General features: G+C 67.1%; 22 protein-coding genes and 1 pseudogene. 11 read left to right on the forward strand and 12 right to left on the reverse strand.

The features are described from left to right. Window positions 1-25: 25 nt before the first annotated feature. Window positions 26-1,039, reverse strand: coding sequence for an AraC family transcriptional regulator ligand-binding domain-containing protein (locus WKC72_RS39610; RefSeq protein WP_370185322.1), 1,014 nt, complete (start codon window positions 1,037-1,039; stop codon window positions 26-28). A 91-nt stretch (window positions 1,040-1,130) separates the two neighbouring features. Between WKC72_RS39610 and WKC72_RS39615 the strand changes: the two genes are divergently transcribed. The 3 genes from WKC72_RS39615 to WKC72_RS39625 are packed head-to-tail and all read left to right on the forward strand — an operon-like array spanning window position 1,131 to window position 4,317. Further along, the gene (locus tag WKC72_RS39615; protein ID WP_370185530.1) at window positions 1,131-2,390 is read left to right on the forward strand and encodes an acyl-CoA dehydrogenase family protein; all 1,260 of its coding nucleotides are present in this window, start codon (window positions 1,131-1,133) and stop codon (window positions 2,388-2,390) included. After that, a complete protein-coding gene (locus tag WKC72_RS39620) occupies window positions 2,387-3,151 on the forward strand; it encodes an SDR family oxidoreductase (protein WP_370185324.1) in 765 nt (254 codons plus the stop codon). Before WKC72_RS39615 ends, WKC72_RS39620 begins: the two co-directional genes overlap by 4 nt. Then, window positions 3,148-4,317 (forward strand): phosphotransferase family protein, encoded by a 1,170-nt coding sequence (locus WKC72_RS39625; protein ID WP_370185325.1) that lies wholly within the window; start codon window positions 3,148-3,150, stop codon window positions 4,315-4,317. Before WKC72_RS39620 ends, WKC72_RS39625 begins: the two co-directional genes overlap by 4 nt. Before the next feature lie 192 nt (window positions 4,318-4,509). On the opposite strand, the gene WKC72_RS39630 is transcribed toward WKC72_RS39625, so the two are convergent. The 8 genes from WKC72_RS39630 to WKC72_RS39665 all read right to left on the reverse strand — a co-directional run bounded on the left by WKC72_RS39630 (window position 4,510) and on the right by WKC72_RS39665 (window position 14,272). After that, complete coding sequence (locus tag WKC72_RS39630; protein WP_011595759.1) at window positions 4,510-5,118, reverse strand: TetR/AcrR family transcriptional regulator; 609 nt, start codon at window positions 5,116-5,118, stop codon at window positions 4,510-4,512. A gap of 378 nt (window positions 5,119-5,496) precedes the next feature. Beyond that, complete coding sequence (locus WKC72_RS39635) at window positions 5,497-6,606, reverse strand: trans-acting enoyl reductase family protein (protein ID WP_370185327.1); 1,110 nt, start codon at window positions 6,604-6,606, stop codon at window positions 5,497-5,499. A 237-nt stretch (window positions 6,607-6,843) separates the two neighbouring features. Next, a complete protein-coding gene (locus WKC72_RS39640) occupies window positions 6,844-8,175 on the reverse strand; it encodes a YhgE/Pip domain-containing protein (RefSeq protein ID WP_370185328.1) in 1,332 nt (443 codons plus the stop codon). Window positions 8,176-8,702: 527 nt separating this feature from the next. Next, the gene (locus tag WKC72_RS39645) at window positions 8,703-9,656 is read right to left on the reverse strand and encodes an alpha/beta hydrolase (RefSeq protein ID WP_011595762.1); all 954 of its coding nucleotides are present in this window, start codon (window positions 9,654-9,656) and stop codon (window positions 8,703-8,705) included. A gap of 212 nt (window positions 9,657-9,868) precedes the next feature. Beyond that, a complete protein-coding gene (locus tag WKC72_RS39650) occupies window positions 9,869-10,840 on the reverse strand; it encodes an NAD(P)H-quinone oxidoreductase (protein ID WP_037196781.1) in 972 nt (323 codons plus the stop codon). A gap of 188 nt (window positions 10,841-11,028) precedes the next feature. Then, window positions 11,029-12,627: a succinic semialdehyde dehydrogenase gene (locus tag WKC72_RS39655; protein ID WP_370185330.1), complete on the reverse strand. Its 1,599-nt coding sequence runs from the start codon at window positions 12,625-12,627 to the stop codon at window positions 11,029-11,031. Window positions 12,628-12,677: 50 nt separating this feature from the next. Beyond that, a complete protein-coding gene (locus tag WKC72_RS39660) occupies window positions 12,678-13,592 on the reverse strand; it encodes an acetoacetate decarboxylase family protein (RefSeq protein ID WP_370185332.1) in 915 nt (304 codons plus the stop codon). A gap of 68 nt (window positions 13,593-13,660) precedes the next feature. Then, window positions 13,661-14,272 (reverse strand): TetR/AcrR family transcriptional regulator, encoded by a 612-nt coding sequence (locus tag WKC72_RS39665; protein ID WP_370185336.1) that lies wholly within the window; start codon window positions 14,270-14,272, stop codon window positions 13,661-13,663. A gap of 107 nt (window positions 14,273-14,379) precedes the next feature. On the opposite strand from WKC72_RS39665, the gene WKC72_RS39670 reads away from it, so the two are divergent. Together WKC72_RS39670 and WKC72_RS39675 are read left to right on the forward strand one after the other, a co-directional pair. Beyond that, window positions 14,380-15,657 (forward strand): NADH:flavin oxidoreductase/NADH oxidase family protein, encoded by a 1,278-nt coding sequence (locus tag WKC72_RS39670; protein ID WP_370185338.1) that lies wholly within the window; start codon window positions 14,380-14,382, stop codon window positions 15,655-15,657. Window positions 15,658-15,850: 193 nt separating this feature from the next. Continuing rightward, the gene (locus tag WKC72_RS39675) at window positions 15,851-16,576 is read left to right on the forward strand and encodes a type 1 glutamine amidotransferase domain-containing protein (RefSeq protein WP_016882068.1); all 726 of its coding nucleotides are present in this window, start codon (window positions 15,851-15,853) and stop codon (window positions 16,574-16,576) included. Window positions 16,577-16,797: 221 nt separating this feature from the next. Here WKC72_RS39675 and WKC72_RS39680 read toward each other — a convergent pair whose 3' ends face one another. Next, window positions 16,798-18,132: an MFS transporter gene (locus tag WKC72_RS39680; RefSeq protein WP_011595769.1), complete on the reverse strand. Its 1,335-nt coding sequence runs from the start codon at window positions 18,130-18,132 to the stop codon at window positions 16,798-16,800. Window positions 18,133-18,312: 180 nt separating this feature from the next. Between WKC72_RS39680 and WKC72_RS39685 the strand changes: the two genes are divergently transcribed. Next, the gene (locus tag WKC72_RS39685) at window positions 18,313-19,578 is read left to right on the forward strand and encodes a PucR family transcriptional regulator (RefSeq protein ID WP_370185342.1); all 1,266 of its coding nucleotides are present in this window, start codon (window positions 18,313-18,315) and stop codon (window positions 19,576-19,578) included. Window positions 19,579-19,728: 150 nt separating this feature from the next. Here WKC72_RS39685 and WKC72_RS39690 read toward each other — a convergent pair. Then, window positions 19,729-19,809: pseudogene (locus WKC72_RS39690) on the reverse strand (resolvase); the annotation flags it as partial. Window positions 19,810-20,051: 242 nt separating this feature from the next. Between WKC72_RS39690 and WKC72_RS39695 the strand changes: the two are divergent. Beyond that, on the forward strand, window positions 20,052-20,495 hold the full coding sequence (locus tag WKC72_RS39695; RefSeq protein ID WP_370185345.1) for a hypothetical protein: 444 nt from the start codon (window positions 20,052-20,054) through the stop codon (window positions 20,493-20,495). 48 nt (window positions 20,496-20,543) lie between these two features. After that, window positions 20,544-20,741: a hypothetical protein gene (locus WKC72_RS39700; RefSeq protein ID WP_370185346.1), complete on the forward strand. Its 198-nt coding sequence runs from the start codon at window positions 20,544-20,546 to the stop codon at window positions 20,739-20,741. Between the two features lie 141 nt (window positions 20,742-20,882). Here WKC72_RS39700 and WKC72_RS39705 read toward each other — a convergent pair whose 3' ends face one another. Then, complete coding sequence (locus tag WKC72_RS39705) at window positions 20,883-21,794, reverse strand: DUF4192 family protein (RefSeq protein ID WP_370185348.1); 912 nt, start codon at window positions 21,792-21,794, stop codon at window positions 20,883-20,885. A 256-nt stretch (window positions 21,795-22,050) separates the two neighbouring features. Between WKC72_RS39705 and WKC72_RS39710 the strand changes: the two genes are divergently transcribed. Genes WKC72_RS39710 through WKC72_RS39720 form a run of 3 tightly spaced genes read left to right on the forward strand, consistent with a single transcriptional unit; the run spans window position 22,051 to window position 25,830 of the window. Further along, on the forward strand, window positions 22,051-23,169 hold the full coding sequence (locus tag WKC72_RS39710; protein WP_370185350.1) for a site-specific integrase: 1,119 nt from the start codon (window positions 22,051-22,053) through the stop codon (window positions 23,167-23,169). Next, window positions 23,166-25,427 (forward strand): tyrosine-type recombinase/integrase, encoded by a 2,262-nt coding sequence (locus tag WKC72_RS39715; protein ID WP_370185352.1) that lies wholly within the window; start codon window positions 23,166-23,168, stop codon window positions 25,425-25,427. Before WKC72_RS39710 ends, WKC72_RS39715 begins: the two co-directional genes overlap by 4 nt. Continuing rightward, window positions 25,417-25,830: a DUF6262 family protein gene (locus WKC72_RS39720; RefSeq protein WP_370185354.1), complete on the forward strand. Its 414-nt coding sequence runs from the start codon at window positions 25,417-25,419 to the stop codon at window positions 25,828-25,830. The genes WKC72_RS39715 and WKC72_RS39720 overlap by 11 nt, the downstream gene beginning before the upstream one ends. The last annotated feature ends 22 nt before the right edge of the window (window positions 25,831-25,852 follow it).

Here is a 25,852-nt window from a genome sequence, read left to right on the forward strand (position 1 = left end):
GGCGTGGTCGCTTTCGGCGTGAGATTCAGGTGGGATCCGATGCTGTTTGCCGCTTCTGGCGGGCGGTGGTGTTCCACCAGCGGCGGGCGTACCTGCTGAGGGTTGCTTGGTTGTCCAGCCCTATGGTCGCGGCGATCTGTGTGAGTGGCAATCGGGTCTCGGTGAGGAGGGTCGCGGCGCGTTCGCGTCGGACGTCGTCGAGGATTGTGCCGTAGTTCGTGCCCTCGCTATGGAGGTGCCGTTGAAGTGAACGTGTCGACATGGCAAGGAGGTTCGCGGTCGCCTCGATGCTGAGGTGGCTGGTGCCGAGGGACTGACGCAGGAGGGTCTTGGCGCGCGTGGTGACGGTTAGGTCGGGAGGGCTGAGGTGCTGTTCGAGGTAGGTCAGTGCCAGGTGTCGGGTGGTGCGATCGCCACCGGCAATGGGTTGTCGGGACAGCGACTGGGGGACACGCAGCACGGCGGCGTCGCGGTTGAATGTGACGTGGGTGCCGAACAGCGACTCGTATCGGGCAAGGGGTGCGACCCCAGCATGGGGCAGTTCGACGCTGCGGAGTCCGTAGCTGCCGCCGTTGAGGTAGAGGAGCGTGCGGTGGAGGAAAAGGAGTCCCATGTCGATGCTCTGGGGTGGGGCGCTGACGCCGGGCGGGTATCCGTAGCGGCAGCCGACGACACCGCGGACGCCGCGCGGGTCGGGGACGAGTGCGACGCTGAGGCCGCGCGCGTGGACGAAGAGGTATTTGGCAGTGCAGTCGAGTGCTTCAGCGATCGATCGGGAATTGCGAACGGCGATTGCCAGGGGGCCGAGCAGGTCGAGATCTTGGCGCAGCGCTACCCGTAGTCCCATATCGGAGCAGTTCAGTTTCTGGGCCGCGAGTTCGAGCATCGCGGCCATGGCTGTGTCTCTGACCAGGAGTTCGTCGCTGTCCAGGGAGGCAAGGGGGAGTCCTGCACGGGTCGCGAGTTCATCAGCGTCGCCGCCAAGTTCCTCGATGACGTGGCGGACGCCACGCAGGCCTGCAGATCTCACCCACGCCATAGCGAAGAGTGTCGCGGCCGTTGGCGTGATCAGTCAAATTGTTGGCGCGATTCGTCAAGTTCGATGGACGGCGCGTCCATACGTTGGGGCCATGGATTTCACACCTTCGGCACGCGCCCAGGAACTGACCGAGGCGGTCTCCGGGTTCATTGCCGAGCACATCGCCCCGATCGAGCACGAGTATCACCAGGAGGTCGCGCAGCCGCGGGCCGGCGGTGGCGACCCATGGATCCAGTTGCCGATTGTGGCGGAGTTGCGGTCGCGGGCCCGGGCGGCGGGATTGTGGAACTTGTTTCTTCCCGCGGGGCATGAGCGGGACTATGCCGAGCGGTACGGCACCCGCGGTGGAACCGGCCTGAGCAACGTCGACTACGCGCCGGTGGCCGAGACGATGGGCCGCTCGTTCCTGGCGCCGTACGTCTTCAACTCCAACGCGCCAGATACCGGCAACGCCGAGGTACTGCTCAAATACGGATCCACTGAGCAGCAAGCGCGGTGGCTCGATCCCCTGCTCGCGGGAGAGATCCGCAGTGCGTTCTGCATGACCGAGCCGGGTGTTGCCTCGTCGGATGCGACGAACATGGAACTTTCGGCGGTCGTCGACGGCGACGAGGTCGTCTTGAACGGCCGTAAGTGGTGGTCGACGGGTGTCGGTCATCCGGACTGTCAGATCTTGCTGGTGATGGGGGTGACTGCGCCCGAAGCCGACCGCCACCGCCGCCACTCGATGGTCCTGGTGCCGGTCGCAACGCCCGGCGTGAAGGTGGAGCGCCTGTTGGACACCATGGGCTTTCAGGATGAGCCCTACGGACACGGGGAGGTCAGCTTCACCGACGTCCGGGTGCCGGTCGAGAACATCATCGCCGGGCCGGGGCGCGCTTTCGAGATCGCCCAGGGGCGACTGGGTCCGGGACGGGTGCATCACTGCATGCGCCTGATCGGTTTGGCTGAGCATGCACTCGAGCTCGCATGTCGCCGTGGATTGGAGCGCACCGCGTTCGGAAAGCCACTGGCGAGCTTGGGTGGCAACCGCGAGCGCATCGCCCAGGCCCGGATCGCGATCGACTCGGCACGCCTGCTGGTGCTGCATGCCGCGTGGAAACTCGACCGAGGCGGGGCACTGCACGCGCTGTCGGAGGTCTCCCAGATCAAGGTGGCGGTGCCGAACATGGCCCAGCAGGTCATCGACTTCGCCATTCAACTGCACGGCGGCGCCGGTCTGAGCAGCGACTTTCCGCTGGCTGGCGCCTGGACCGCCGCCCGAGCGGTCCGGCTCGCCGACGGCCCCGACGAGGTGCACCTGGGCATGGTGGCGCGAGTCGAGCTCGGCAAGTACGGGGCCAGCCGATGAGGGCGGGGCAGCAGCGGCGTGGTTCGATCGTCATCACCGGCGCCAGTTCAGGTTTGGGGGCGGAGATGGCCCGCCAGTTCGCCGCCCTCGGCTACGACCTCGGGTTGGCGGCGCGGCGGGTGGAACGACTCGCCGAACTTCGTCAGGAGATTCTCGCCGCCCATCCCGATCGTCGAGTCGAGGTTGCCGCGCTCGATGTCACCGATGGTGACGCGGTGCATACCGTCGTGGCCGAGCTCGATCGGCGCCTCGGCGGTATCGACCGACTGATCGCGAACGCCGGCAGCGGCACGGGGGCCGCGCTCGGCACCGGCGGCTGGAACGCCAACAAGATCACGGCAGAGACCAACTTCGTCGGAGTACTGGCTCAGGCCGACGCCGCTATGGAGGTCTTCCGGAGGCAAGGGCGTGGACACCTGGTGCTGATCTCATCGATGTCGGCGGTTCGAGGTATGCGCCGGGCAATGACCACCTACGCCGCCAGTAAGGCTGGCGTCGCCGTGGCTGCCGAGGGGCTGCGCGCCGAAGGACTCAGCGGCATCGACATTTCGGTCATCTACCCCGGCTACATCGCCTCGGAGATGAACGCACATGTCCGCGACCGCACCCCGTTCCTGGTTGACACGGCCACCGGCGTCCAGGCTATGGTCACCGCGATCGAGAAGCGCCGCAAGAAGGCTTACGTACCGGTCTGGCCGTGGGTTCTCGTGGGTGCCGCGATGCGGTTCCTGCCGCTCGTGGTGGTCAGGAAACTGTCATGAGCAGGCGCGCCCGCGAGCACACGCAGCACCACCGCCGACCCGAGGCCGCCGGCGAGGTTCGCCGCGAGGATGCTTTCGACGTCGACGCCCTCGCCGGTTGGCTGCCCGAGCATGTCGGCCCGCAGTGGGCGCCGGAGCTGTCGGGCACCCCGCGGGTCACGCAGTTCTCGGGGGGAGCCTCGAACCTCACGTATCTGCTGAGGTTTCCGTCAGGACGAGAGGTGATCCTGCGGCGCCCGCCTGCGGGAACTAAATCCGACGGGGCCCACGATATGGGGCGGGAGTACCGGCTGCAGACCGCACTGCGTCCGCATTTCCCGCTCGCTCCGGAAACTATCGCTCTGTGCGAGGACTCGGGCGTGATCGGGAGCCCGTTCTACCTCATGGAGCGCGTCGATGGGCCGATTCCCCGCAGGCATCTTCCCCGAGAAAACGCGGAGGCACCGGAGCAGGTGAGCAGGCTGTGTCACCGGGTGGTCGACGTGCTCGTCGATCTGCACTGTGTTCCGATCGAGGGGACCGAACTCGCGGCATTGGGCAAGGGGGATGGCTATGTGAGTCGGCAGGTCGAGGGCTGGGCCAAGCGCTACACCGCGGCCCGCACCCGCAACGTCGGGTCCTTCGCCCGGGTCATCGACTGGCTGCGGGTGAACCAACCCGCCGACCGTGCCGCGGTACTGATCCACAACGACTTCCGACTCGACAACATCGTCCTCGACCCGGCGGACCCCACCGTCCCGGTCGCGTTGCTGGACTGGGAAATGGCCACCATTGGTGACCCACTCATGGATCTGGGAAGCGCGTTGGCGTACTGGGTCCAAGCCGACGACGGCTGGCTGTTCCGGCAGTTCCGCCGCCAGCCCACCCATGTTCCCGGCATGCTCACCCGACGCGAGGTCGTCGCCCACTACGCCGAACGGACGCGAATCGACGTCACCGAGGAACAATGGGCGTTCTACGAGGTCTTCGGCCTATTTCGACTTGCCGGAATCTGTCAGCAGATCTACTACCGCTACTACCACCGTCAGACCACCAACGCCGCCTTCCGGACCTTCGGGATTGCCGTCGTCGCCCTCGAACTGCGCTGCCGCCGAATCATCCGTGAGATCGAACGCCGCCGTCGAGCCGGAACCGCTGCACGGCGCATCGGGTTGGAGCGGTCGTGAGCGCGCCGCGATTCCCCCGGCCGGGTCGCCTATCCCACACAGATGGTCGTCGCAGTACCGCGGCCCGTCGGCCAGGTCGGCGTCGCCGAGGCGTCCGACCGAATGCAAACAGATCAACGTCCGGTATGTGCCCTCACAGAGTTGACTGCCCCGACTGATCCTCGCCTCAATTCGGCAAATGAACAGGTGGTGTCAGGGCTGTGCGGCGGGCGGGGCTGCGAACGAGCCCGACGCCCCGAGGATCGCGTGGACCGCGGCGCGGACTCGCTCGGCGACGGCCCCGGTGGAGATGGCATCGAACTTGCCGTCGAGGTGCAAGAACGCCAGACCATGCACCAGCGCCCACACCGCATCAGCCATCGCATCCGGGGCGGCAGTGGGAAATGTCTGCTGCACAATAGATTTGACGTACTCGTGAATCGCCGTTGTCGCGGCTACCCGTTCAGGGTTGGTCGGGTCGCACGGTTCGGCGAACATGACACGGAACAGTCCGGGGCGGGCGAGCGCGAACTGGACGTAGGCGATGGCGATCGCGGCGAGGTCGTCTGCGGTGGTCGGGGCGGGATGGGCTGCGGTCAGCCGGCCGGCCAGGTCTTGGTAGCCCACCGCGGCGACGGCGGACAGCAGCGCATCGCGGTCGGAGAAATGCCGGTAGGGCGCGGCCGTGGACACGCCGGCGCGTCGAGCGGCGGCGCGGAGCGAGAGTTCGGCGGCTCCGTCTTCCTCGAGGAGTTCCACCGCCGCGCGCACCAGCGCGTTGCGCAGATCGCCGTGGTGATACGGCTGGGTCGTCGTTGCCATAATCTCAATTTAGCAAGTGTTGACAACGCTTACATACCCGCCTGGTGTTAGTGACGCGACGCATGATGTGATCATCGTCAGCAGGGCGCCGGCAGGTAGCGTGTCCTCGAGGCGCGGCACAGGCACGCGGCAGCCTCGGTGCCGTGATCGCGGTGGCCGGTGTCGTGACCGCGGCGGCATTGTCGGAGCGGGCGCGCCGGGCAGAATCCACCGATGAGCGCCCCAGCGCTCACGCAGGATCCGGTGCCAAGGTCCGAAGCCGATGCCGGTGACCTGCATCCCTCTCTCCTGCGCCGCGTACTCAGCTTCGCGCGCCAAGTCCTTCCGGACGACAACATCGTCTATCTCCTATCGGCGAGTAGGGCCGAGGCCGTCCAGTCAGATGCGCGCGAGGCCGACCTCGGCGCAGGCGGCGGGGAACTCGTCAGCGCCGAGTCCGTCGATCGGGCCGACGACACCGGGGGTTCGTCCCAGACCTAGTGCCAGGCGGTGTGCTGCCATTGCCATGAGTTCGGCTGTGACCGTGTACGGGGATGGGCCTTCCACCTCCACTTCGGCCAGGACCTTCCCGGACGACGCACGGGCGACTGCGACCGCGAGTCCCCGGGTCTTGGCGCGCTCTGCCGCGTCTGGACCGCCGGCCGGGCCGGCCATCCGTGCAAAGGCACCGTCGAGCACGCGGCGTCCGAGGGCGGTGCGGGACAGGGTGGTCGCCAGGAGCGAGGCGGCCTGCATGGGTCGCGCGAGCTCGGGGAACCATCCGTTGAACACCCGCACCTGGCGAAGCCCCGGGTACCGGGCCGGCAGCTGCAGCACCTCGGTGCCGGATGCGAGGATTGCGTTCCGCGTGGCACCGCGCACCGTGAAGCGCCTGACGTCCTGGGCGGCGCGCCGGTCTGCCAGTGCCCCGTCCCGGTACACGGTGACCGGGAGGGTCATCCCCTCTGCGACCGTCTTCCGGGTTCCCTGGCTCAACCCCTTCCACAGAGGTCCGGTTGCGAAGTAGCCGATGTCGAGGGACCACGTTGCCGCGCCGCCTTGTTCGGCGGCGAGCGCACCGGCGAGCACCCCGGGAACGTAGTCGTAGCCGAAGGCGGGAAGCATTACCGATCCGGTCTCGCGGGCAAGGGCGTCGTGGCGGCGGTGGAGTTCGCGCACGAACCCGATCTCGCCGGTGGAGTCGACGTAATGCGCGCCGGATCGGGCGGCAGCTTCGGCCGCGACCCATCCCACCCGCTCGAACGGTCCGACACCGGTTACCAGCACCTCGCCCGGCTCGATCAGTGCCTGCACGCTGGCGGGGTCGGAGACGTCGGCGACCCGATACTCGAGGCCGCCGTGCGCGGCCGCCAAGTGTGCGAGCTTGTGTTCCGATCTGGCGGAGAGCACCGGTCGCACGCCTCGCCGCACGAGCGCCTCGACGGACAGGCCACCGGCGTATCCGGTGGCCCCGAAGACGACGATCCGGGTTGGCGCGTTCTCTGTCATGGTGGAGTCTCCTTCGAGTTCGGGTCGGTGTGCCTGGCCGTGCTGGGGTTGGTACCTCGGGCGGCCCCGGTGTTCGGTGTTCAGCTCAGCGAGCCGAATTCGGTCCGGTCCAGGCGTCCGCGGTGATCCGCAATCGTGCGGCCCCGGCGGCGGTACGGACGACCGCCAGTGGGCGCTCCCCGGGCGGCGGTCCTCCTTTCCTACCGGCGCAGGTAATACCGGTGATTCCGGCTGCTCTCAGGCGGTGACCTGGTGCACCTCTGTGCGCTGAGCCTTGTCGACGCTGCGAGACGCACCGTCGTCTGGAAGCCGGGTGAAGGCTGGGAAGCGGTCGAAGACGCGGGTCGCTATCAGCCCGGTCGCGATGCTGATCGCGGCAAGCACCAGTAGGTACCACCAGGCGGGCTCCATTCCTGAGCCAGGCGTCGAGTCGAAGTAGAGGATCGAGCGCAGTCCGTTGACTACTGCACGCATCGGCTCGAATGGGGCGATCGCACGGAAGAAGTCCGGGGTGGCTTGCAGTGGGATGGCCCCACCCGACGACGTCATCGCCAATGCCACGAAGAAGAAGGTGTTGACGAGCGGACCGAAGGATCCGAACAGAGCGAAAACGGTCAGCCCACCAACGCCGACCGCGGCGACGGTAGCGGTCGCGAAGAGCCATAGTGTGAGCGGTGAGATCAGCGGCATACCGAGCCACGGCCCGGCGACGAGGAGGATCGCGGCCGTCGTTGGTGGAGTGGCAGCCAGCATCACGAGCCACTTGAGGATCAAGGTGCGGGTGCGGGAAAGATGGCGGTACGGGTTGCGACGGACACGGGGGCCTGTCTCCTGAGGGATGAACCCGATCACGGTGTCAATGAGTGGATGTACCGCGGAGGCGCCGATGAATGCCACGATGATCAGGACGATTGCCAGGTAGAAGACGCTGGTGCCTAGGCCGGTGTGGGAGGGCAGCGGATCGAGTGGTGCGATGGCAATGGCGAACGGAGTCGCCAGGGCGGTGGCGGTGGCGGTGTCAACAGGTGCTCCACCAGTGGCCATGAGCTGCCGGCCGAGTGCAGTGCGTACCCCCTCGACAACCGGGCCGACGTTACCGGTGAACATGCCGGCGGTCATCGCACCGGACCGGGACGTGGTGTCCAAGTGGACAACCGGATGTGTCGGCGCACCCGGGCCGGGACGGGTCAGCGCGCCCACCTGGGCATTGAAGTCATTCGGGATTCGGATGATGCCGACGATGTGCCCGTTTCGCATCTGGTGGTCGGCTTCGTCGGTGGACATCGACGTCAGCGTGATCTTGTTGTCGTCGACGTGTTGCTCGATGCCGTCGGCCACAGCGTCGGCGGGGCTGGCGGCTCCGAGTTGCACGGTCTGCGGCTCCACGACCAGCGCTACGGGAAGGTCCTTCAGGTCACCCTGCGGGTCGATGGTGCCGCCGAGGTAGACGGCGGGGAGCGTGAGCCCGAGGAGGATCAGGATCGTTACGGACGCTATCCAGGTACGCGGGTGCCAAAGGAATCGCCGCGTGACGGGTTCGGCGACTACCGAGGGAGATACTTCGGGCACTGCGTGTTTCGTGGTCCGGGCTGCTGGGCTGGGTTCGCTCACTGCGCGACTCCTCGGTCATTCGTTGAGTAGGTGGTGACGCTGAATGGGATCGGACGCCGCGTTGCGCGCGCGCCGAAGCCGGTCGAAGTTGTGCATAGGGCGACTTCCGACGCCTACGAGGTATGCGGCTGACTGATCTGTGCCGGGATCGGGTCTTTCGAGGGGCGGCACTGAAGTCGGGTTGTGCGGTCGGTGGGTTTACTTGCGCGGTGGTGGTGGTGTGTCTGTGGCGCAGTTCGACCGGTCGGGTGCGGGCGTGACGGCGGAACCTCGCCGTGACGCCGTGTGCCGCGGACGGGTTATCCGGGCGAGCTGGGTACAGGGCCGCACGAGATTGTCTGATGTCGCGGTCATTTCGGCCCCGGACGTACGAGGTGGACGCGGGACTCCGCGTGACTGTCGATGCGGATCGGTGAAACAGCGGATGCCGCGGTGCAGCGGTTTGGTGGTCGCTCGACAGACGCCGAGCGACCACCGGTAACCGATCAGTGCAGGGCGGTTCGGAGAGTGTCCTGCGCCAGCTTGATGGCGGCGGCCGCACCCTGGGTCGAGCGAAGCGCGTTGAGCATCATGAAGTCGTGGATGACGCCACCGACACGAACGTGGGTGACGGGGACCTCGGCCTCGCGGAGCTTGGCGGCGTAGGCCTCACCTTCGTCGCGAAGCACGTCGGCCTCGGCGGTGATCACCAGGGCTGGGGGCAATCCGCGCAGTTGGTCGACGGTCGCGCGCAGCGGTGAGGCGTAGATTTCGGCACGCTGGGACTCGTTGCTGGTGTACTGGTCCCAGAACCACTGCATGCCTTCGCGAGCGAGGAAGTAGTGCTCGGCGAACTGGTGGTACGAGGGGGTGTCGAATGCACCGTTGGTCACCGGGTAGAGCAGCACCTGCTGCGTGATGTGCACATCGCCGCGATCCTTGGCCATCAGAGTCAGGACGGCGCTCATGTTGCCGCCCACCGAGTCGCCGGCGACCGCGAACCGGGTGGCATCGAGCCCCTTCTCGGCGCCGTGCGCGAACACCCACTGGGCGGCGGCGTAGTTCTGCTCGATCGCCGTCGGGTACTTCGCTTCCGGGGACAGGTCGTAGTCGGGGAACACCACCGCGGCGTCGGCGCCGACGGCGAGCTCACGGACCAGTCGGTCGTGGGTGTGCGCGTTGCCGAACACCCAACCGGCCCCGTGGATGAAGAACAGGACCGGAAGGGTGCCGGTGGCGCCTGCCGGTTTCACGATGCGCACCTTCACCGATCCGGTCGGACCGCCCTCGACGGTGATCCACTCTTCGTCGATCGCCGGTTTGTCGATCTCCCCGGACTGGACCTCGTCGACCGTTTTGCGCCCCTCGGCCGGTGGAAGCTGGAACAGGAACGGGGGCGTGTCGGTCGCCTTCGCGAATTCGGCAGCCTCGGGCTCGAGGACGGGCTTGATGTCGGTCATGTCACTCTCCTGTCGCGGGTTCCGGCGCTGCGGGGTGCACTGCCGGTATGCGAATCACCGTGGGGCACGGCCCCATCGTCGGTGCTACCTGTTTCGGCTCGACCAGTAAATTCTGGGCAAGCCGGGATGGTTCCTGCCTCCTTTCTTCGCGAGAAGTCCTGTGCCGTCGGTGGTCGGTACATCCTGCCGTCGACGGCACCAGTTCGTGGGGGTCAGGATTGGGTGGGAAGCAGTAGCACCTTGCCGACCGAGTCCTTCGAATCGAGCATCGCCTGTCCTCGTTCGGCGTCGGCCAGTGGCAGCTTGGCCGAGATGACCGGCCGCACGAGCCCCTGGGTGACCAGTGGCCACTCCTTCTCGGCCACCGCGGCGACGATCTCGGCCTTGGAGCCGGGACCGGTCAGCGGCCGGTTCCGGACGTTGAGGCCGATCACCCGGGCGCGCTTGCCGATGAGTGCTCCGACGTTCAGTTCGCCGGTGAGGCCGCCCTGCATGCCGATGATCACCAGTCGTCCGCCGATCGCGAGCGCATCGACGTTGCCGGGTACGTACTGGCCGCCCATGATGTCGAGGATGACGTCGACCTGTCCGGCGAGCTCGGAGGCGAAGTTCTGCTCGCGGTAGTTGATCACGATGTCGGCTCCGAGCTCGCGGCAGCGCTGCGCTTTGGCCTCCGAGCCGACGGTCACCGCCACCGTGGCGCCGAGTGCCTTGCCGACTTGGATGGCGTGGGTGCCGATGCCGCTGCCGCCGCCGTGCACCAGCAATGTTTCCCCGGCCTTCAGGCCGGCGTCCATGACGATGGTCGACCACACGGTGCTCGCCACCTCGGGCAGCGCGGCCGCGTCGACGAGGGAGAGCCCGTCCGGGATCGGCAACAGCTGGGCAGCCGGGACGACGACGTACTCGGCGTATGCTCCGCCCGCGATGAGAGCGCACACCTCATCGCCCGGCCGAAACCCGTCGACTCCCGCGCCGACCGCGACGACGGTCCCGGAGGCCTCCATGCCCATGATGTCGGTGATTCCGGGCGGCGGCGGGTAAAGGCCCTGGCGCTGCATCAGGTCGGCGCGGTTGATGCCGGCTGCGGCGACCTCGAGCAGGACCTCGCCGGCGGCGGGGGTCGGTGTGGAGACCTGCTCGATGTTCATGTTCTTGTCATTGTCGACGACGATGGCCCGCATGGTGTCGGGAACGGTGTCGGGGGTGGTCATGTCAGTGCCTTCCGTGCAACCGCGGCGGCGAGGTCAGGCGCGCTGCGACTGCGATGAATAGTTGGGTCGTCCGATGACCGGCGGATCCCGATGTGCGGCAACAGGATGCGTCTTGGTCCGGATCGCGGGTTCTGAGGGATGAGGGATGCGGAGACCGGTCAGCGGGCGCCGATCAGCTTCCAGACGCGCAGTACCGCGCTCAGCGCCGGCGCCCATGTGGTCCACGGGATGCGTGCGGGCGGGGTGAAGCCGAGGGCGCGTTGATGGGCGACGGTCTGCGGTTCGGTGTATTTGAGGATGCCGTCCTTGCCGTGGCGGCGTCCCACGCCCGAGTCACCCATTCCGCCCATCGGAGAGTCGATGCTGCCCCACGCCGCCGCGAACGCCTCGTTGACGTTGACGGTGCCGGCGTGCACCCGGGCGGCCACCGCACGTCCGTGGGCGCCGTTGCGGCTCCACACGCTGGCGTTCAGCCCGTATGAGGTGGCGTTCGCCTGCGCGATGCCCTCCTCGACGTCGTCGAAGCCGTAGATCGAGACCACTGGACCGAAGGTTTCGTGCGCGTGGAGGGTCATCTCCGCGGTGACGTCGGTGAGGATGGTCGGCTCGTAGAACAGCGGACCGAGATCGGGGCGGGCGTGCCCGCCTGCCAGCACTGTGGCGCCCTTGCCGACGGCGTCGGCAACGTGCGTGGTGACGGTGTCCAGCTGGGACGCAGTGGTGAGGCTTCCGACGTCGGTGCTGTAGTCGTAGGCCGCGCCGAGCTTCAGTTGCTTGGTCCGCTCCACGAACTTGGTCACGAACTCCTCGCGCACCGATTCGGCGACGTAGATGCGCTCGATCGAGACGCACAGTTGCCCGGCCGACGGGAACGCGGCGGCGACGGCGCCGTCGGCGGCACGATCGAGGTCGGCGTCGTCGAGCACCAGCATCGGGTTCTTGCCGCCCAGCTCCAACGAGGCTCCGATCAGACGTTCGCCGGCGTCGCGGGCGATCTGGCGGCCGGTGGCGGTGGACCCGGTGAACATCACGTAGTCGGCGTTGTTCATCAGCGGCTCGCCTATCGAGCTGCCGCGGCCGACCACCATCTGCCACACGTCGGCGGGAAGCCCCGCCTCGTACATCAGATCCATGGCCCACAGCGCGGTGAGCGCGGTCTGGGTGTCGGGCTTCTGTACCACGGCGTTACCGGCCAGCAGGGCGGGAATCGCATCGCCGGCGGCCATCGACAGGGGGTAGTTCCACGGTGAGATGATCGCGACCACGCCCTTGGGATGGTGCAGTTCGGTGGTATGGGTCAGGATCGGGATCGCTCCGCGCCGGCGCTGGGGGGCCAGCAGCTTTTCGGCGCTGCGCGCGTAGTACCGGGAGGTGATGGCGGTGTCGGTGATCTCCAGGAACGCGTCGCGACGGGTCTTTCCGTTCTCCGCCTGCATCAGGTCCAGGCCTTCGTTCTGGCGTGCGAGGACCAGGTCGTGGAACCGCAGCAGCACCTTGCGGCGCTCACCGATCGGGGTGGCTGCCCATGTGGCCTGGGCGCGACGAGCCCGGACGAAGGCTATTTCGACGTCGCCCGGCGTGGAGACCGGGAAGTCGGCGAGTGGCCCGCCGGTGTAGGGGGCGGTGGTGGCGACGCGGGTGGCGTCAGCACCCGCGGCGACCTGACGGGTCAGACGATCCCGCAGCTGGGCGGTCAGCGAGGACGGGAGGCCGGCGGTCGTCGTAACTCTTTCGGGGGTGGCGTATTTGGTGGACATGGTGGGACTCCGTTGAGGGTGTCGAATGTCGGAGCGGATGCGATGGCCGATTACCGGCTGCGGACCGAGAACGGAACCGGCATGTGCAGCGCAGCCTGCGCCTCGGTGCTGACGTCGAACGCGATGGTGCGGATCGGCTTCAGTGCGCGCAGGTCGTCGGCCATGCGTCCCGCGCCGAGGGTCAGGTCGACACCGCGCGGGAACATCGAGGTTCCGCCGGCCAGCACGTGGGTCTGATTCAGGGTGGAGTGCCAGGCGCCGTCGACCTTCGTGTACGAGGTCAGGGTGGATACCTTTTCGCCGCTCCGGGTGCGCTTCTGGGCCGGTGTCGGGGCGGAGAAGGCGATGTCGACGCCGCCATCGGTGTTGGCGATGCGGGCGGTGGTCCGGCGCTCGTCGATGTTCACGTCGAGTGCGGTGACCCATTTCGGGAAGCCGTAGCCGTGGTGGCCGCGCACCTGGGCGATATCGGTGTTCACCGGCAGGGAGAGCACGTACGAGTGGAGGTGGTCGTTCGCCAGCGCGGCCGCGACGTCTGCAACGGGGAGTCTGCCGTGCCGGGCGGGGCGCACCGCAACCCCCACCGCAGCCTCGGTGTAGAAGTCGATGTCGCAGACGTCGTAGCGGAAGAACATCACCGACACCAGGCCGAGACCAGGGACGATCTCCAGTGGGGTGAGCTCGCGCGGGATCCGGTTCCGGATCGCCTTGCTGGGCGCGATCATCGTCAGACGTGCCGACGACATCGCGTAGTAGAAGTTCGGGGTCAAGGTGGGCCCGATGCGGGACTCGACTCGGGTCTTGGGAAGGGTTCGGAAGAAGTCGACTCCGCTGACCCGCGGATCGCGCGCCACCTCGTCCAGGTCGGTGTCCATCCGGAAGCGCTCGAACAGGCCGCCGGCGGGGACTGTGACGGTGTGTCCACCCAGGTCGACCTCGATGGTGTTCTGCTTTGTTGAAGTCATGTGTCGGTCCTTCGCCATCGGTATGTGTGCACTGCTTACATGATGCTAGACCGATGATGTAAGCAATGTCAACACCTCGTGGGCTGTTGAGGTTGGGGTGAGCGTTCTCGATGCGGGCCGAGCGTGGCGTGCACGACCCCACGAATCCGGGCCCTGAGATCGGGGGTCGAGCTACCGGCGTACTTGCCGTCCAGGTGCAGGAACGCCAGGCCGTGCACCAGCGCCCAGACTGCGGTGGCCATCGCCGCGGGGTCGGCGGACGGGATGGCGCGCTGCACCAGCGTCTGCAGGTAGCCCTCGATCTCGCCGGCGGCGCCCTGCCGCTCGGCGTCCGCCGGATGGCACGGTTCGGCGAACATCACCCGAAACAACGCCGGCCTGGCAAGCGCGAACTGCACATATGCCACCGCGATGTCGGCAAGGTCGCCCGGGTCCTCGGGCGCCGGGTGCGCCCCCTCCAGGGTGGTGACGAGTTCCCGGTAACCCACGGCGGCCACTGCGGATAGCAGTGAGGTGCGGTCGCTGAAGTGGCGGTACGGAGCCGCCGCCGAGACGCCTGCGCGGCGTGCGGCCGCGCGCAGCGACAGGCCCGACGCGCCACCGTCTTCATCGAGCAGTTCGATGGCGGCACGCACGAGCGCATCGGGTAGGTCGCCGCGGTGATAGGGCGTGACAGTCATGTACTCAACCTCCTCGGTTGTTGACGCCGCTTACATTCCAGCTTAGTGTAAGCGGCGCTTACTTGCTTTCGGGGTCGCCCGGAAGCCTTTGACCGAAAGGGTTCGAGGTGTCCAAGGAAATATTCGCCACCGACTTGTTCCAGCCGATCACGTTGCGGTCCGGGCAATTGCTGCCCAACCGGATTGCGAAGGCCGCGATGGAGGAGGGGATGGCCGCCATGGGGCAGCTGCCCACCGAGGGGCTGATCGAGTTGTATCGCCGGTGGGGCGCCGGCGGGGCCGGCGTGCTGATCACGGGGAACGTGATGGTGCACGCGGAGGCGCTCACCGGCCCCGGGGGGGTGGTGCTCGACGAGGGTTCGCCGCTGGGACCGTTTGCCGCCTGGGCGAAGGCGGGGAAGGCCGGCGGTGCCGCCATGTGGATGCAGATCAGCCACCCCGGTCGGCAGATCCAGGCGAACATGCCCGGTGTCATCTGGGGGCCGTCCGACAAGGCGGTGGACGTCGGCAAGCACTCGAAGAACTTCGGTCGTCCTACCGCCATGACACCGCAGCAGATCCACGACACCGTGGCCCGCTTCGCGACCACCGCGCGGCGAGCGGAAGCGGCCGGGTTCGACGGTGTCGAGATTCACGCCGCACACGGCTACCTGCTGTCGCAGTTTCTCTCGCCGCTGGTCAACACCCGCACCGACGAGTGGGGTGGTTCACTCGAGAATCGGGCGCGAATGCTCCTCGACATCGTGCGGGAGGTGCGCTCACAGGTCTCGCCCACCTTCGCGATCGCGGTCAAACTCAACTCTGCCGATTTCCAACGCGGCGGGTTCGACGCCGCCGACGCCCGCACCGTGATCGCCATGCTGGCCCCACTCGGCGTCGACCTGGTCGAGATCTCCGGCGGTAGCTACGAAAGCCCGGCGATGTCCGGGCGCCCGGTGGACGGGCGCACCGCGGCCCGGGAAGCCTACTTCCTGGAACTGGCGGCCGAACTGGCCCAGAACAGCCCCGTACCGCTCATGCTGACCGGGGGAATCACCCGCCGCGAGACCGCGGAGCACGTACTCGCCAACAACGTCGCACTCGTCGGCATCGGCACCGCCCTCGCCGTCACCCCCGATCTGCCGGCGCGCTGGCGCGCGGGAACCGACGCCACGGCGTCGCTCAAGCCGGTCACGTGGAAGGACAAGCCGCTGGCGTCCCTCGCCGGCATGGGCATGGTGCGCTATCAGCTGCGCCGGTTGGCCCGCGGGAAGCAGCCCGCGGTCGGCGTCGGCCCGGCCCGCGCTCTCGTCGCCGATCAGCTGGTCAAACGCCGCGCGCTCCGGCAGTACTCGAAGTGGCTCGCTTCCCAGCCGCGCAGCGAGACCGGCGCCTCCCGCGTGTGATCCCGCGCTTACCTCTCCATCCAGCGCGGCGAACCTCCCACTACTCCGCGCCCTGCCCCTCGCGGCAAAGGCATCCACCTGTTGACGCGCGCACACCACCCGCATAATGTAAGCAGTGTGCACATTCGGCGGTGTGCCGAGACCGAAACCATCCCACGTGGCCCGTTGACGCCCCGTTCGAGAGGAACACATCATGACGAAGGTCCTTTTCGTAGTAACCGCAGCCGATCGGTGGACCCTCAACGACGGCACCGTGCATCCCTCGGGGTACTGGGCCGAGGAGCTCGCGGTTCCCCATCGCATCTTCACCGAAGCCGGATGGGACATCACCGTGGCCACCCCCGGCGGCAAGGCACCGACGCTCGATCAGCTCAGCCTCGGCATTTCCGGGGGAATGCCGTGGAAGCGCCGCGATGTGAAGAACTACCTCGACAGCATCGCCGACGTACTCTCCCACCCGGCGTCGCTGGATTCGGTGGATTCGGACGAATACGACCTGGTGTTCTACCCGGGCGGACACGGCCCGATGGAAGATCTCGCCTACGACAAGACCTCCGGCGAACTGCTGACCCACCGTCTGGCATCGGGTAAACCGCTGGCCCTGCTGTGCCACGCGCCGGCCGCGGTCCTGGCCGCAACCAACCCCGACGGCACCTCGGCCTTCGCCGGTTACCGAATGACCGGGCTGTCCAACCGCGAAGAACTGCTGAACCGGTTCGCCAAGAAGGCGCCGTGGCTGTTGGAGGACAAACTGAAAGAAGTTGGCGCCGAGTACTCCAAAGGACTGATCCCGCTGCGCCCACATGTGGTCGTCGACCGCAACCTCTACACCGGGCAGAACCCGCAGTCCTCGGAGAAACTGGCCACCCAGCTCGTCGACGTTGTTGTCGGCGCCGCGAAAGGCTCCGCGACCGGGTAGGGCCGTCGTGCTCGCATCTCGGTGTCGGCCTGGTGCCGAGCATTTCCCGACTGCCGCGGAGCGATTGTGGGCACTGGCGTCATCGTGCATCCAGTCGCCGGTGTGTGCGCCGCCGATCTCGAGTACTGGGTTCTCCCCGTCACCACCAATGGGATCGGCTCGCCCGTGCACCGGCCGGGGGATCGGTGCGGCGCTGGTTGCAGCCGTCCCCGAGACGTTCTTCACTCGTCGTCCATGGTTTCGCCCAGCGGCTCCTTGAGCGCAATCAGGCAGGCCGTGCTGAGGACGGCGAGGGCAGAGAGGAACCCGGCGATGCCCGCCTTGCCGAAGGCGTCGACCAACCGGTCGGCGAGGAGCAGGGGCACGGCACCGCCGAGGATGCCGGCCAGGTTGTATGCCATGCCGGCACCGCTGTAGCGGTAGCGGGCATGGAACAGCTCGGGCAGGTAGGCGGCGGCCGGACCGTAAGGGATGCCGAGGGTGATCATCAGCACCGCCATCGCGATGAAGAACGAGACCGCGTTGCCGGGCTGCATGACCGCGAAGGCGAGCGGTCCGGCGACGATGCCGAAGCAGGTGCCGGTGAGCAGGACGGCACGGCGCCCGAACCGGTCGGACAGGATCGCCGACGCGACGACGACAACGCACATGACAAGGGCAGCAAGGATATTGACCACGAGAATCGACCGCTGAGGCAGACCGAGGACGCCGACCTCCGGCGCGGCGCTGGCATAGCCGGTGAGGAAGACGATCGAGATATAGAAACAGCCGAATGTCATCGACAGCATGCCACCGCCGAGCAGAATCTGCCGCCACTGATCGCGGATCGCGTCGAGGAACGGGAGCTTGAGCTGCTGCCGACCCTCCACGACCTTGGTGAACGACGGCGTCTCGGCAATATTGAGTCGGACCCACAGGCCCACGCAGACGAGCACGGCACTGATCAGGAACGGAATCCGCCAACCCCACGCCGCAAACGCGGCACCGCTCATGGTCAAGGAGGTCAGCAGGAAGGTCGCACTCGACAGCGCGACGCCGATCCCGGGGCCGAGCTGCGGGAACATGCTGTACTTCCCGCGCTCGCCGGAGTCGGCGTATTCCGACGTCAGCAGCGCCGCTCCCGCCCACTCGCCGCCGAGCGCAAGGCCCTGCAGAACGCGCAGAAACACGAGCATCAACGGCGCGGCAACTCCGATGGCGTCCGCAGTCGGGACCAGACCGATCGCGAAGGTCGAGCCGCCCATGACAACCAGGCTGGTGACCAGCGTGCGCTTGCGGCCCAGCCGATCTCCGTAGTGTCCGAACACGATCGCGCCCAGCGGGCGCACCACGAACGCAATTCCGAAGGTCGCGATCGCGGCCACGGTCGCCGCGCCCGGACCGAGCGAAGGAAAGAACAGCGGGCCGAACACGAGAGCCGCTGCGGTGCCATAGATCAGGAAGTCGTAGAACTCGATCGTCGTACCGACCAACGAGGCCGCAGCGATGCGAGCCATCGGACGTCGGAGGGCGGAAGACTGCCCCGGGGCCGCGCCCCTGCTGGTTCTAGTCGTCATGAATGCCTCACTGGTCGAGCCGCTGCCGCGGCGTTCGGTAGTCGGCGGGCTCGGTCGAGGGCTCCCGCCGGCCCTCAGAACAGAACTGTCCTCGGACGTGACCCCGGACACACGATGGGCCAGTCACAGGATCTTCGGGGAGGGCTTGTGGTCGAACCACACAAAGAGAGAGTGAGTGTCGTGAACGTGCCAGCAACCTCTGCAGCCGACCCGCGGGTCGTACGAATCGCCGAGCGGGTGCATGGCTCACTCCAGGAGATCGTGGAGTCGTCCGTGCAGCGCACCTGGGACGAAGTGGGGGCATATTCCGCAAGTCCCGACGCGAGTCTGCGGGACGACCTTCACCGCCACATCGACGCGGTCTTTCGGGTGGTGCTCGACACCCTGCGCGAAGGCCGCGCCGCGAGGCCCGAGGACTTCCCGATGACCGCCTCGCAGGCCACGCGGCGGGTGCGTCAGGGCGTCGGCCTCGCCGACTTCCTCCGTGCCTACCGACTCAACCAGGAGAATCTGTGGCACGGCATCGTCACGGCCTGCGGCGGGGATCGGCAACTGCGCGACGCGGCGCTCGGTCAGGTCTCGCACGTGATGCAGGTAATCGAGGCCGGAGCCTCGGTCGCCGCCCAGACCTACCTGAAGGCCCAGCAGCTGGACGTCGCCGACGGCGACCGGGCGCGCCGCGACCTGCTCGAGGATCTGCTGGCCGGGCGGGAGCCGGCGGCGGGGCCCCGACGGGGCCTGCTTCGCGAAGTCGGCCTCGAGACCTCGACACGCCTGGTCGTAGCCTCTGCCGTGCCGGCGCAGTCGCTGGCCCCGGGCCAGAGCTTGCGCGAGGCGCTGATTACGCTGCACAGCGCCTTCGGAACCGGAAACCGTGGACTCACCGTCGTCCGCCAAGACGAGTTGATCGGTGTCTCGCCCGTGGTGGGCTCGGTCGACGCGCTCATCGATCGGCTCACTCGCGCGCACGCGCAGCTGAAGCGTGCCGGCCTGAGCTTGTGCCTCGGTGTCTCGACCGAGCACGCCGGCCACGGCTCGGTGTCCGAGGCATACGCCGAAGCGTGTGTCGCCCGTGACGGATTGGCCCGCGAGCCCGGGATCCGGGCTATGCCGCGGCTGTCGACCTTCGACTACCTGGTAAGCCGACCCGACCCGACAGTGCACCGCCTGATCCGCCCAAAGCTACGGATGTTCGTCGAGGACGACCTACGTCGTGGCGGTGTTCTGATCGCGACACTGCTCGCCTATATCGACGCGGACCTGAACGCAAAGATCGCGGCCGAACGCCTGCACACCCACGTGAACACCATGTACTACCGACTCGACCGTATCGCCGCGCGCACCGGATATGACCTGCGGCGAATTGTCGACGTCCAGGAGTTGCTGATCGCGGTCCGACTGCTGAGCGGCGCCGACGGTGGCCATGCGGGCTCAACCGTGGCCTGACGCCCAAGGTTACAGTGCGATCACACTGCCGACTTCGCTCTCAAGCTGTCGAGAATCCACGTCGACCACGCGGGCGGGGCGAAAGCGTCACGCCCTCAACTCGATCTGGTGCTGGCGCGGCGCCGCGCCGACGACGTCCTGGTGATCACCCTTCAGCCCGATGCCGCGCTCGCGCAGGTCGGCGCCGAGGGTGATCAGGTGCAGCGTTGACCGCCCGAGCCGGTCGAGGCGGTGATTTGGCTCCATCCCGATCCCGACCACCGCGGAACGGTCATCGGCCGACACCACTGTCGGCATTGCGAACCCGGGCAACCGGCATTCGACATCGCCTGCAGAATCTGCGGCGACGGCCCCATCCTCGCCGGCAGACTCGCTGAGCTGGCCGAAAAGGGTGATCTGATCAAGCCGGTCCAGCGATGGCTCACGGCAGCCGGATGGACCGTCACGCCTGATCTTCTATGCCCGGACCACGCGTGAGACGGGAACCGGAGCCGCTGCGGTGGGGGATGGAATACGACACCTTTCGAATATCGCACCCCACCAGTCTTCTGGGTCTCGCGCAACGGCCGACAGAAGGTGGTGCGGCCGCACCCGCGCTGGCGATCGAACTCGGCCGCCCACTGACCGACGACGAGGTCGCGTTGCACGAAGTGTGCGACAACCCGATCTGTGTGCGGGCGTCGTTGGAAGCGTTAGGTCGTCCGCACGTCGTGCTCGGCACGCAAGCACAGAATCTCGCCGGGATGGGCGCGAAGGGACGCGGCGGCGGCCGCGGGCAGACATGGCACTGGTACGGGCCCGATCGGGCGGCACGCGCCGCACGGTCGCGTGCATTGCGCGAAGCGGTGCGCGGCGGGTGGGACGACGAAGCCGTACAGGCCGCGTTCCTGCACACCGACACACCGACCTTGTTCTGAAAGCAGAAGGATCGACGACACGACGTTAGGCCGACGGAAGGGGAGAGCATGAGCGAGAAGGCAACACCAGTGCATCGGTCGGACGTCGAGGCGACGTTGTATCACCTGACCAAGCACACCTGGGAGGTGTCCGACGCGGACCTCGAGGCGGTCGTCGCGGGCGAACCCGTCACCCGAGGTCCGTCCAACGATGTGAGAGTTGATTTTGCGTTTCCGGACCCGCACGCGTTGAAGGACTTTCTCTAGAACCGGCGGCCGCGCAACACGACGTGTGGTGCGCATGTAGACGCGCGGAGGGTGTTCGGGCTCGATGCCCGAACACCCTCTACGCTGTCCGGGAGCGCACCCCCGAACCCTCCTAGTTCGGGGGCGCGCTCCTTGTTTGTGTCAGTCAAACTCGACGCCGAGCTTCTGTGCGGACTCGATGCCGCTGGCGGTGAGTCCGGCGATCGTGTCCGGGTGCATTGCGCGTTGCAATGCAATGTCGAGCAGGTCGAGCAACCGGGTTTCCGCCTCGGGTGCCTCCTCGGTGCTGGCGCGGGCGGCATCGATTGCAATGCCCGCCTCCGGTCCGGTTCCGGCGATGTAGGCGAAGTACGCGGTGATGGTGAGGGTTTGCACGCGGGCGTGGCCGCGTACTTGGTTGGCAACCAGAATCATTGCCGCGTGTGCCTCGGCCGCGCCGTAGTGGGCGAGTCCGAGAAACGCGTCGCGCTGCGTCGGTCCGCTCGCGGCGACCAGTCCGACGCGGGCGGCGAGATCGGCGCTGGGGATCTCGCCGTTGCGGATGACGGCGGCGAACTCGGTGATGGTGGCGCGCGCGAAGTCGTCGCCCTGTTCGGCGGCGGCCCGGGCCGCGATGCGGGGATCCGCTTCGGCGGCGAGACCGTAGCGGGCGGCGATCGCGGCGCGTGAGGTGGCAACATTGCGGCCGTCGAACACTGCGGCCGCGTGGACGGCGGAGGTGGTCGGGTCAGGAACTGCGCCGCGCTCGAGGGTGTCGAGGTTGACCCACATTGCGCCCTCGGTGAGTTCGGCGGTGTGCAACGACAACAACGGGGCGACGCCCTCGGCCGCGAGACGGTCGCGCAATGTCGTCATGTTGTCGAGGGCGGTGGCCGCGCCGGGTCCGCCCGCGATCACGGCGAGGATCACGGCGGTGACGTTCTCGCGGGCGGCGATGCCGCACAACTGATCGGCGGTCCCTTCGGCGTCCTGGTCGGCGTCGTAGCGGGCCGCAACCACGATGCGGGTTCCGGTGATGCCGTCGGCCTCGAACTGACCGAGCAGTATCGCCACGATGGACTGCAGCCGTCCAGGAATGACGAATTGATGACGTCGAGGTTGCTCGAGTCGTTGTTGGCGGGCGTCGTCCAGGGTCTTGCGTGCCAGCAGTGTGGTGCGCAGGAAGTCGCGGCGGACGGTGGTCGCGGCGGCGGTTATCTCGAGCTGAGGTGGTGTCGTCCATGACGTGCATGACGAGGTTCGGAAATCCCAGGGATTGCGTCATGGATGGGATTACCTAGTGCTGTCCATCACGGAAAGCGGAGGTTCGATGCGAGTGCAACGCGTGCAGATGCCCGACTCAGCGGTCGAGTCGTGGACACTCCTGGGCGATGATCATGTCCCTGTGAAGCCGGTCGAGCGGTTCCTGGCGTATCTCGCCTCGATCGAGCGGTCACCGAACACCATCAAGGCGTACGCGCATGATTTGAAGGACTGGCTGTCCTACCTCGCGGGGCTCGGGCTTGATTGGCGGGCGGTGACGTTGGAGGAGATCGGTGGTTTCGTTGCATGGCTACGGCTACCGCCCGAAGCCCGCGATGGGCGGGTGGTGGTCTTGCCGTCTGTGGAACATCACTGCGCGGCGTCCAGCGTGAACCGCAAACTGGCCGCGGTCACCTCGTTCTACGAGTTCCACGCCCGCCACGGTGTCGACGTCAGCAGCCTGCTGGTGAGCATGCAGCCGGCGGGTCGGCGCCGAAACGCGGCAACGTCATACAAGCCGTTCCTCGAGCACATCACCAAGCACAAGCCGCAACGTCACCGAACGGTGAAACTGAAAACTGGGCGGCTGCGACCGAAAGTTCTTACCGCAAAACAGGTTCAGTCGATCCTCGACGCATGCGACCATCTCCGCGATCGCCTGTTGTTCGCCCTGATGCTCGACACCGGCGTCCGTATCGGCGAAGCCCTCGGCCTCCGTCACGAAGACCTTGCGATCGCCGAACGGACCGTGACTGTCACACCACGAGACAACGACAACCGGGCCCGCGCCAAGGCCGGCATCCCGCGGACGATCCCGACCAGCCCGGAGTTGATGCGCCTGTACGCCGACTACCTCAACCGCGAGTACGGGTCCCTGGACTCGGATTACGTGTTCGTCAACCTGTGGGCCGCACCGCTGGGGCAGCCCTGGGCCTACCCGGCCGTGTATGACCTGGTACTCCGATTACGCGGCCGCACGGGCATCGATTTCGAGCCACACCACTACCGACACACCTACGCGACCTGGCTACTGCGCCGGGGCGCCGGGATGGAGTCGGTAAAGGAGCTGCTCGGTCACGCCTCGGTGAGCACAACGATCGACACCTATGGCCACCTCACCGCCGAGGACGCCCGCAACACCCTCGAAGCCGCCGGTTGGTTCACCGGCCGGGAGGTGCGGTTGTGACAATCTCCGGAACAGACACTACCTCCGGGCATGCGCGACTGCTGGAAAAGCTCCTCGGTGCCGTCCGCCCGGAGTTCCGGGTCGACATCCTCGTCCCAAACCCGGACGACCCGGTCCTGGGTTACAAACTCTGCATAGTCGACGGCTGCGATCGCCCGCAGCACGAGCACGGCATCTGCACCGGCCACAGCCCACGCTGGCGTCAACGCGGCTGCCCCGATCTGACCGAGTTCCTGGCTGATCCCGGACCCCCGCTGCGCGGCCGAATCGAACTCGACAGCTGCACAGTGCCCGGCTGCCGCTACGGCATCAACAGTCGGCGACTGTGCACCCGCCACGGCGGTCGGTGGCGACGAGCCGGTTACCCCGATTTCGATGCCTGGATCACGACAGTCCCCGTCTTCGACGTCATCGCGCACGACGAGTGCGCGTTGTCGTTCTGCACCCTGTGGGTGGAGAACGACCGCACCATCTTCTGCACATCCCACACCACTCGCTGGCGAGGCCTAGGCCTCGATACCAAGGAGTTCATCGCCCACTGCGAACACCGGGGTCTCCCAGTCATCGACTTCCGGGCGCTGCCGGCACAGATGCGACTCGAACTCCAATACGCCGTCCAGCACCGGCACGACCAGCAACAGGCGGTCGCACCCCCCGACGTGCTTCGGCTCCTGGTCCGTCAACTGGCCGAAAGCGGAGCATCCTCCCTGCTCGAGCGATCGGAAGAGCAATGGCGGGCATGGTGTGAACGCCCCCTCGGGGGACGCGATAGACGTCCCAAACGGGCGGACTCGCTGCTGCTCTACGCCCGCGAGACGGTGGAATCTCTGCGGGACGGCTCCGGCTGGGAGGTCGAGTATCGGCGTGATGTCTGGCGGATATGGATGCTGCCCGGTCTGAAGATCAGCATCGACCGCACGCGACCGCGCAGCCACCTGCGATTCGACCGCGTCACCCAACCCTGGTTGCGGGACCTCGGAAAACGATGGGTGCGATGGCGGTTGGTCTCGGGTCTGTCGGTAGAGACCGCCGCCACCGACGTCCAAGCCTTGACCCGCTTCAGCGAATTCCTCACCGCCGCCGTCCCCGACGTCGAGGCGCTGGCGGATGTCGATCGCCCTCTGCTCGAGCGTTACCTGGCCTGGCTGCAGGGGCAACCCGGCAGCGCCCGCGGGATCGGAAGCCGCGTCGGCAGCCTGCAACTGTTCTTCCAGGCCATCCGGCAGTACGGTTGGGACGACAGCCTGCCCACCACGGCCGCCTTCTTCACCGGCGACTACCCCCGGCGTCGTCACCAGCACGTCACCCGTCATCTGGCCGAGTACGTCATGGCGCAGGTCGAACACCCGGATAACCTCGACCGCTGGCATTACCCCGAGGGTCGGCTGGTCACCACAATCCTGATTCGCTGCGGACTGCGGGTGTCGGACGCCTGCACATTGCAGTTCGACTGCCTGCTGCACGACGGGCAGCAGGCCCCGTACCTGCGCTACTACAACAACAAGATGCAACGCGAGGCCGCGGTCCCCATCGACGCGGAGCTCGAAGCCGAGATCCGCGACCAACAGCGACGGGTGCTCGACCGCTGGCCCGGTGGCAGCCCGAACCTGTTCCCCCGCCCGACCGCCAACACCGACGGCCGACACCCCCTTCTCTCCCGCAGCTACCGGGGCATGCTGAATCGCTGGCTCGAGACCTGCGACATTCACGACGAACACGGCCGGCCGGTTCACCTGACGCCGCACCAATGGCGGCACACCTTCGCGACCAGGCTGATCAATCGGGATGTCCCACTGGAGGTGATCCGCGTCCTCCTCGATCATGAAACAAGCCACATGACATCGCATTACGCGAAGATCACGGATACGACCGTCCGCCGGCGCTGGCAGCAGGCCACCAAGGTCAACGTCAAGGGCGAGCGTGTCGAACTGGGCCCGGACGGGCCGCTCGCTCAAGCCCAATGGGCGAAGACCCGCTACGGCATGGCCACCCAAACCCTGCCCAATGGCTATTGCGGGCTGCCGCTGCAGAGGTCCTGTCCGCACGCCAATGCGTGCTTGACGTGCCCTGTCTTCGTGACAGGACCGGAGTTCCTGCCCGAGCTCCGTGAGCAACGCCGACGGACCCTCACTCTCATCGATGTCTCCGAAGGCAACGGGAACACACGGGTGGTCGAGATGAACAAGCAGGTCGCCGCCAATCTGGACCGCATCATCAGCGAAGTCGAGAAGGACGAGGACGTCGCAGATGCGCGCTGACAATTCTCACCACATCACCGCCGCCGCCCGGAAGCGGGCGGCCGTCACCCGCAAACGCGCCATCGTCGCGTTGCGGCGCATGGACAACGCTGGGCGACCGGTCACGTTCGATGCCCTGGCCAGGGAAGCGAAGGTCTCCCGGTCCTGGCTATACAACCAACCCGATCTGCGGGCGCAGGTCGAACGTCTCCGCGCCCGCAGAAACGGAACAGCTCCGGAACCGCCCCCTGTTCCTGATCGGCAGCGCGCTTCCGATGCGTCACTGCTGCGACGGCTGGAATCCGCGACCGAACGCGTCCGGCACCTCGAGGCGGAGAACCACCAGCTCCGCGACGCGCTCGCGATCGCGCTCGGCGAACAACGGGTGGCTGCCATTCTCGGCGATGCTCATGACGCCTTGTAAACCCGATCACCACTCAGGCGAG

This window comes from Rhodococcus wratislaviensis (assembly GCF_041228765.1).
Classification (GTDB): Bacteria; Actinomycetota; Actinomycetes; order Mycobacteriales; family Mycobacteriaceae; genus Rhodococcus_F; species Rhodococcus_F wratislaviensis.

Bases quoted from the DNA above. Each gene is read 5' to 3' on its own strand.
- WKC72_RS39620 (WP_370185324.1), top strand. From the start codon at position 2,387: ATGAGGGCGGGGCAGCAGCGGCGTGGTTCGATCGTCATCACCGGCGCC.
- WKC72_RS39680 (WP_011595769.1), bottom strand. From the start codon at position 18,132: ATGACGACTAGAACCAGCAGGGGCGCGGCCCCGGGGCAGTCTTCCGCC.
- WKC72_RS39610 (WP_370185322.1), bottom strand. From the start codon at position 1,039: ATGGCGTGGGTGAGATCTGCAGGCCTGCGTGGCGTCCGCCACGTCATC.
- WKC72_RS39645 (WP_011595762.1), bottom strand. From the start codon at position 9,656: ATGACCGACATCAAGCCCGTCCTCGAGCCCGAGGCTGCCGAATTCGCG.
- WKC72_RS39630 (WP_011595759.1), bottom strand. From the start codon at position 5,118: ATGGCAACGACGACCCAGCCGTATCACCACGGCGATCTGCGCAACGCG.
- WKC72_RS39665 (WP_370185336.1), bottom strand. From the start codon at position 14,272: ATGACTGTCACGCCCTATCACCGCGGCGACCTACCCGATGCGCTCGTG.
- WKC72_RS39720 (WP_370185354.1), top strand. From the start codon at position 25,417: ATGCGCGCTGACAATTCTCACCACATCACCGCCGCCGCCCGGAAGCGG.
- WKC72_RS39675 (WP_016882068.1), top strand. From the start codon at position 15,851: ATGACGAAGGTCCTTTTCGTAGTAACCGCAGCCGATCGGTGGACCCTC.
- WKC72_RS39635 (WP_370185327.1), bottom strand. From the start codon at position 6,606: ATGACAGAGAACGCGCCAACCCGGATCGTCGTCTTCGGGGCCACCGGA.
- WKC72_RS39700 (WP_370185346.1), top strand. From the start codon at position 20,544: ATGAGCGAGAAGGCAACACCAGTGCATCGGTCGGACGTCGAGGCGACG.
- WKC72_RS39650 (WP_037196781.1), bottom strand. From the start codon at position 10,840: ATGCGGGCCATCGTCGTCGACAATGACAAGAACATGAACATCGAGCAG.
- WKC72_RS39625 (WP_370185325.1), top strand. From the start codon at position 3,148: ATGAGCAGGCGCGCCCGCGAGCACACGCAGCACCACCGCCGACCCGAG.
- WKC72_RS39710 (WP_370185350.1), top strand. From the start codon at position 22,051: ATGCGAGTGCAACGCGTGCAGATGCCCGACTCAGCGGTCGAGTCGTGG.
- WKC72_RS39655 (WP_370185330.1), bottom strand. From the start codon at position 12,627: ATGTCCACCAAATACGCCACCCCCGAAAGAGTTACGACGACCGCCGGC.
- WKC72_RS39660 (WP_370185332.1), bottom strand. From the start codon at position 13,592: ATGACTTCAACAAAGCAGAACACCATCGAGGTCGACCTGGGTGGACAC.
- WKC72_RS39615 (WP_370185530.1), top strand. From the start codon at position 1,131: ATGGATTTCACACCTTCGGCACGCGCCCAGGAACTGACCGAGGCGGTC.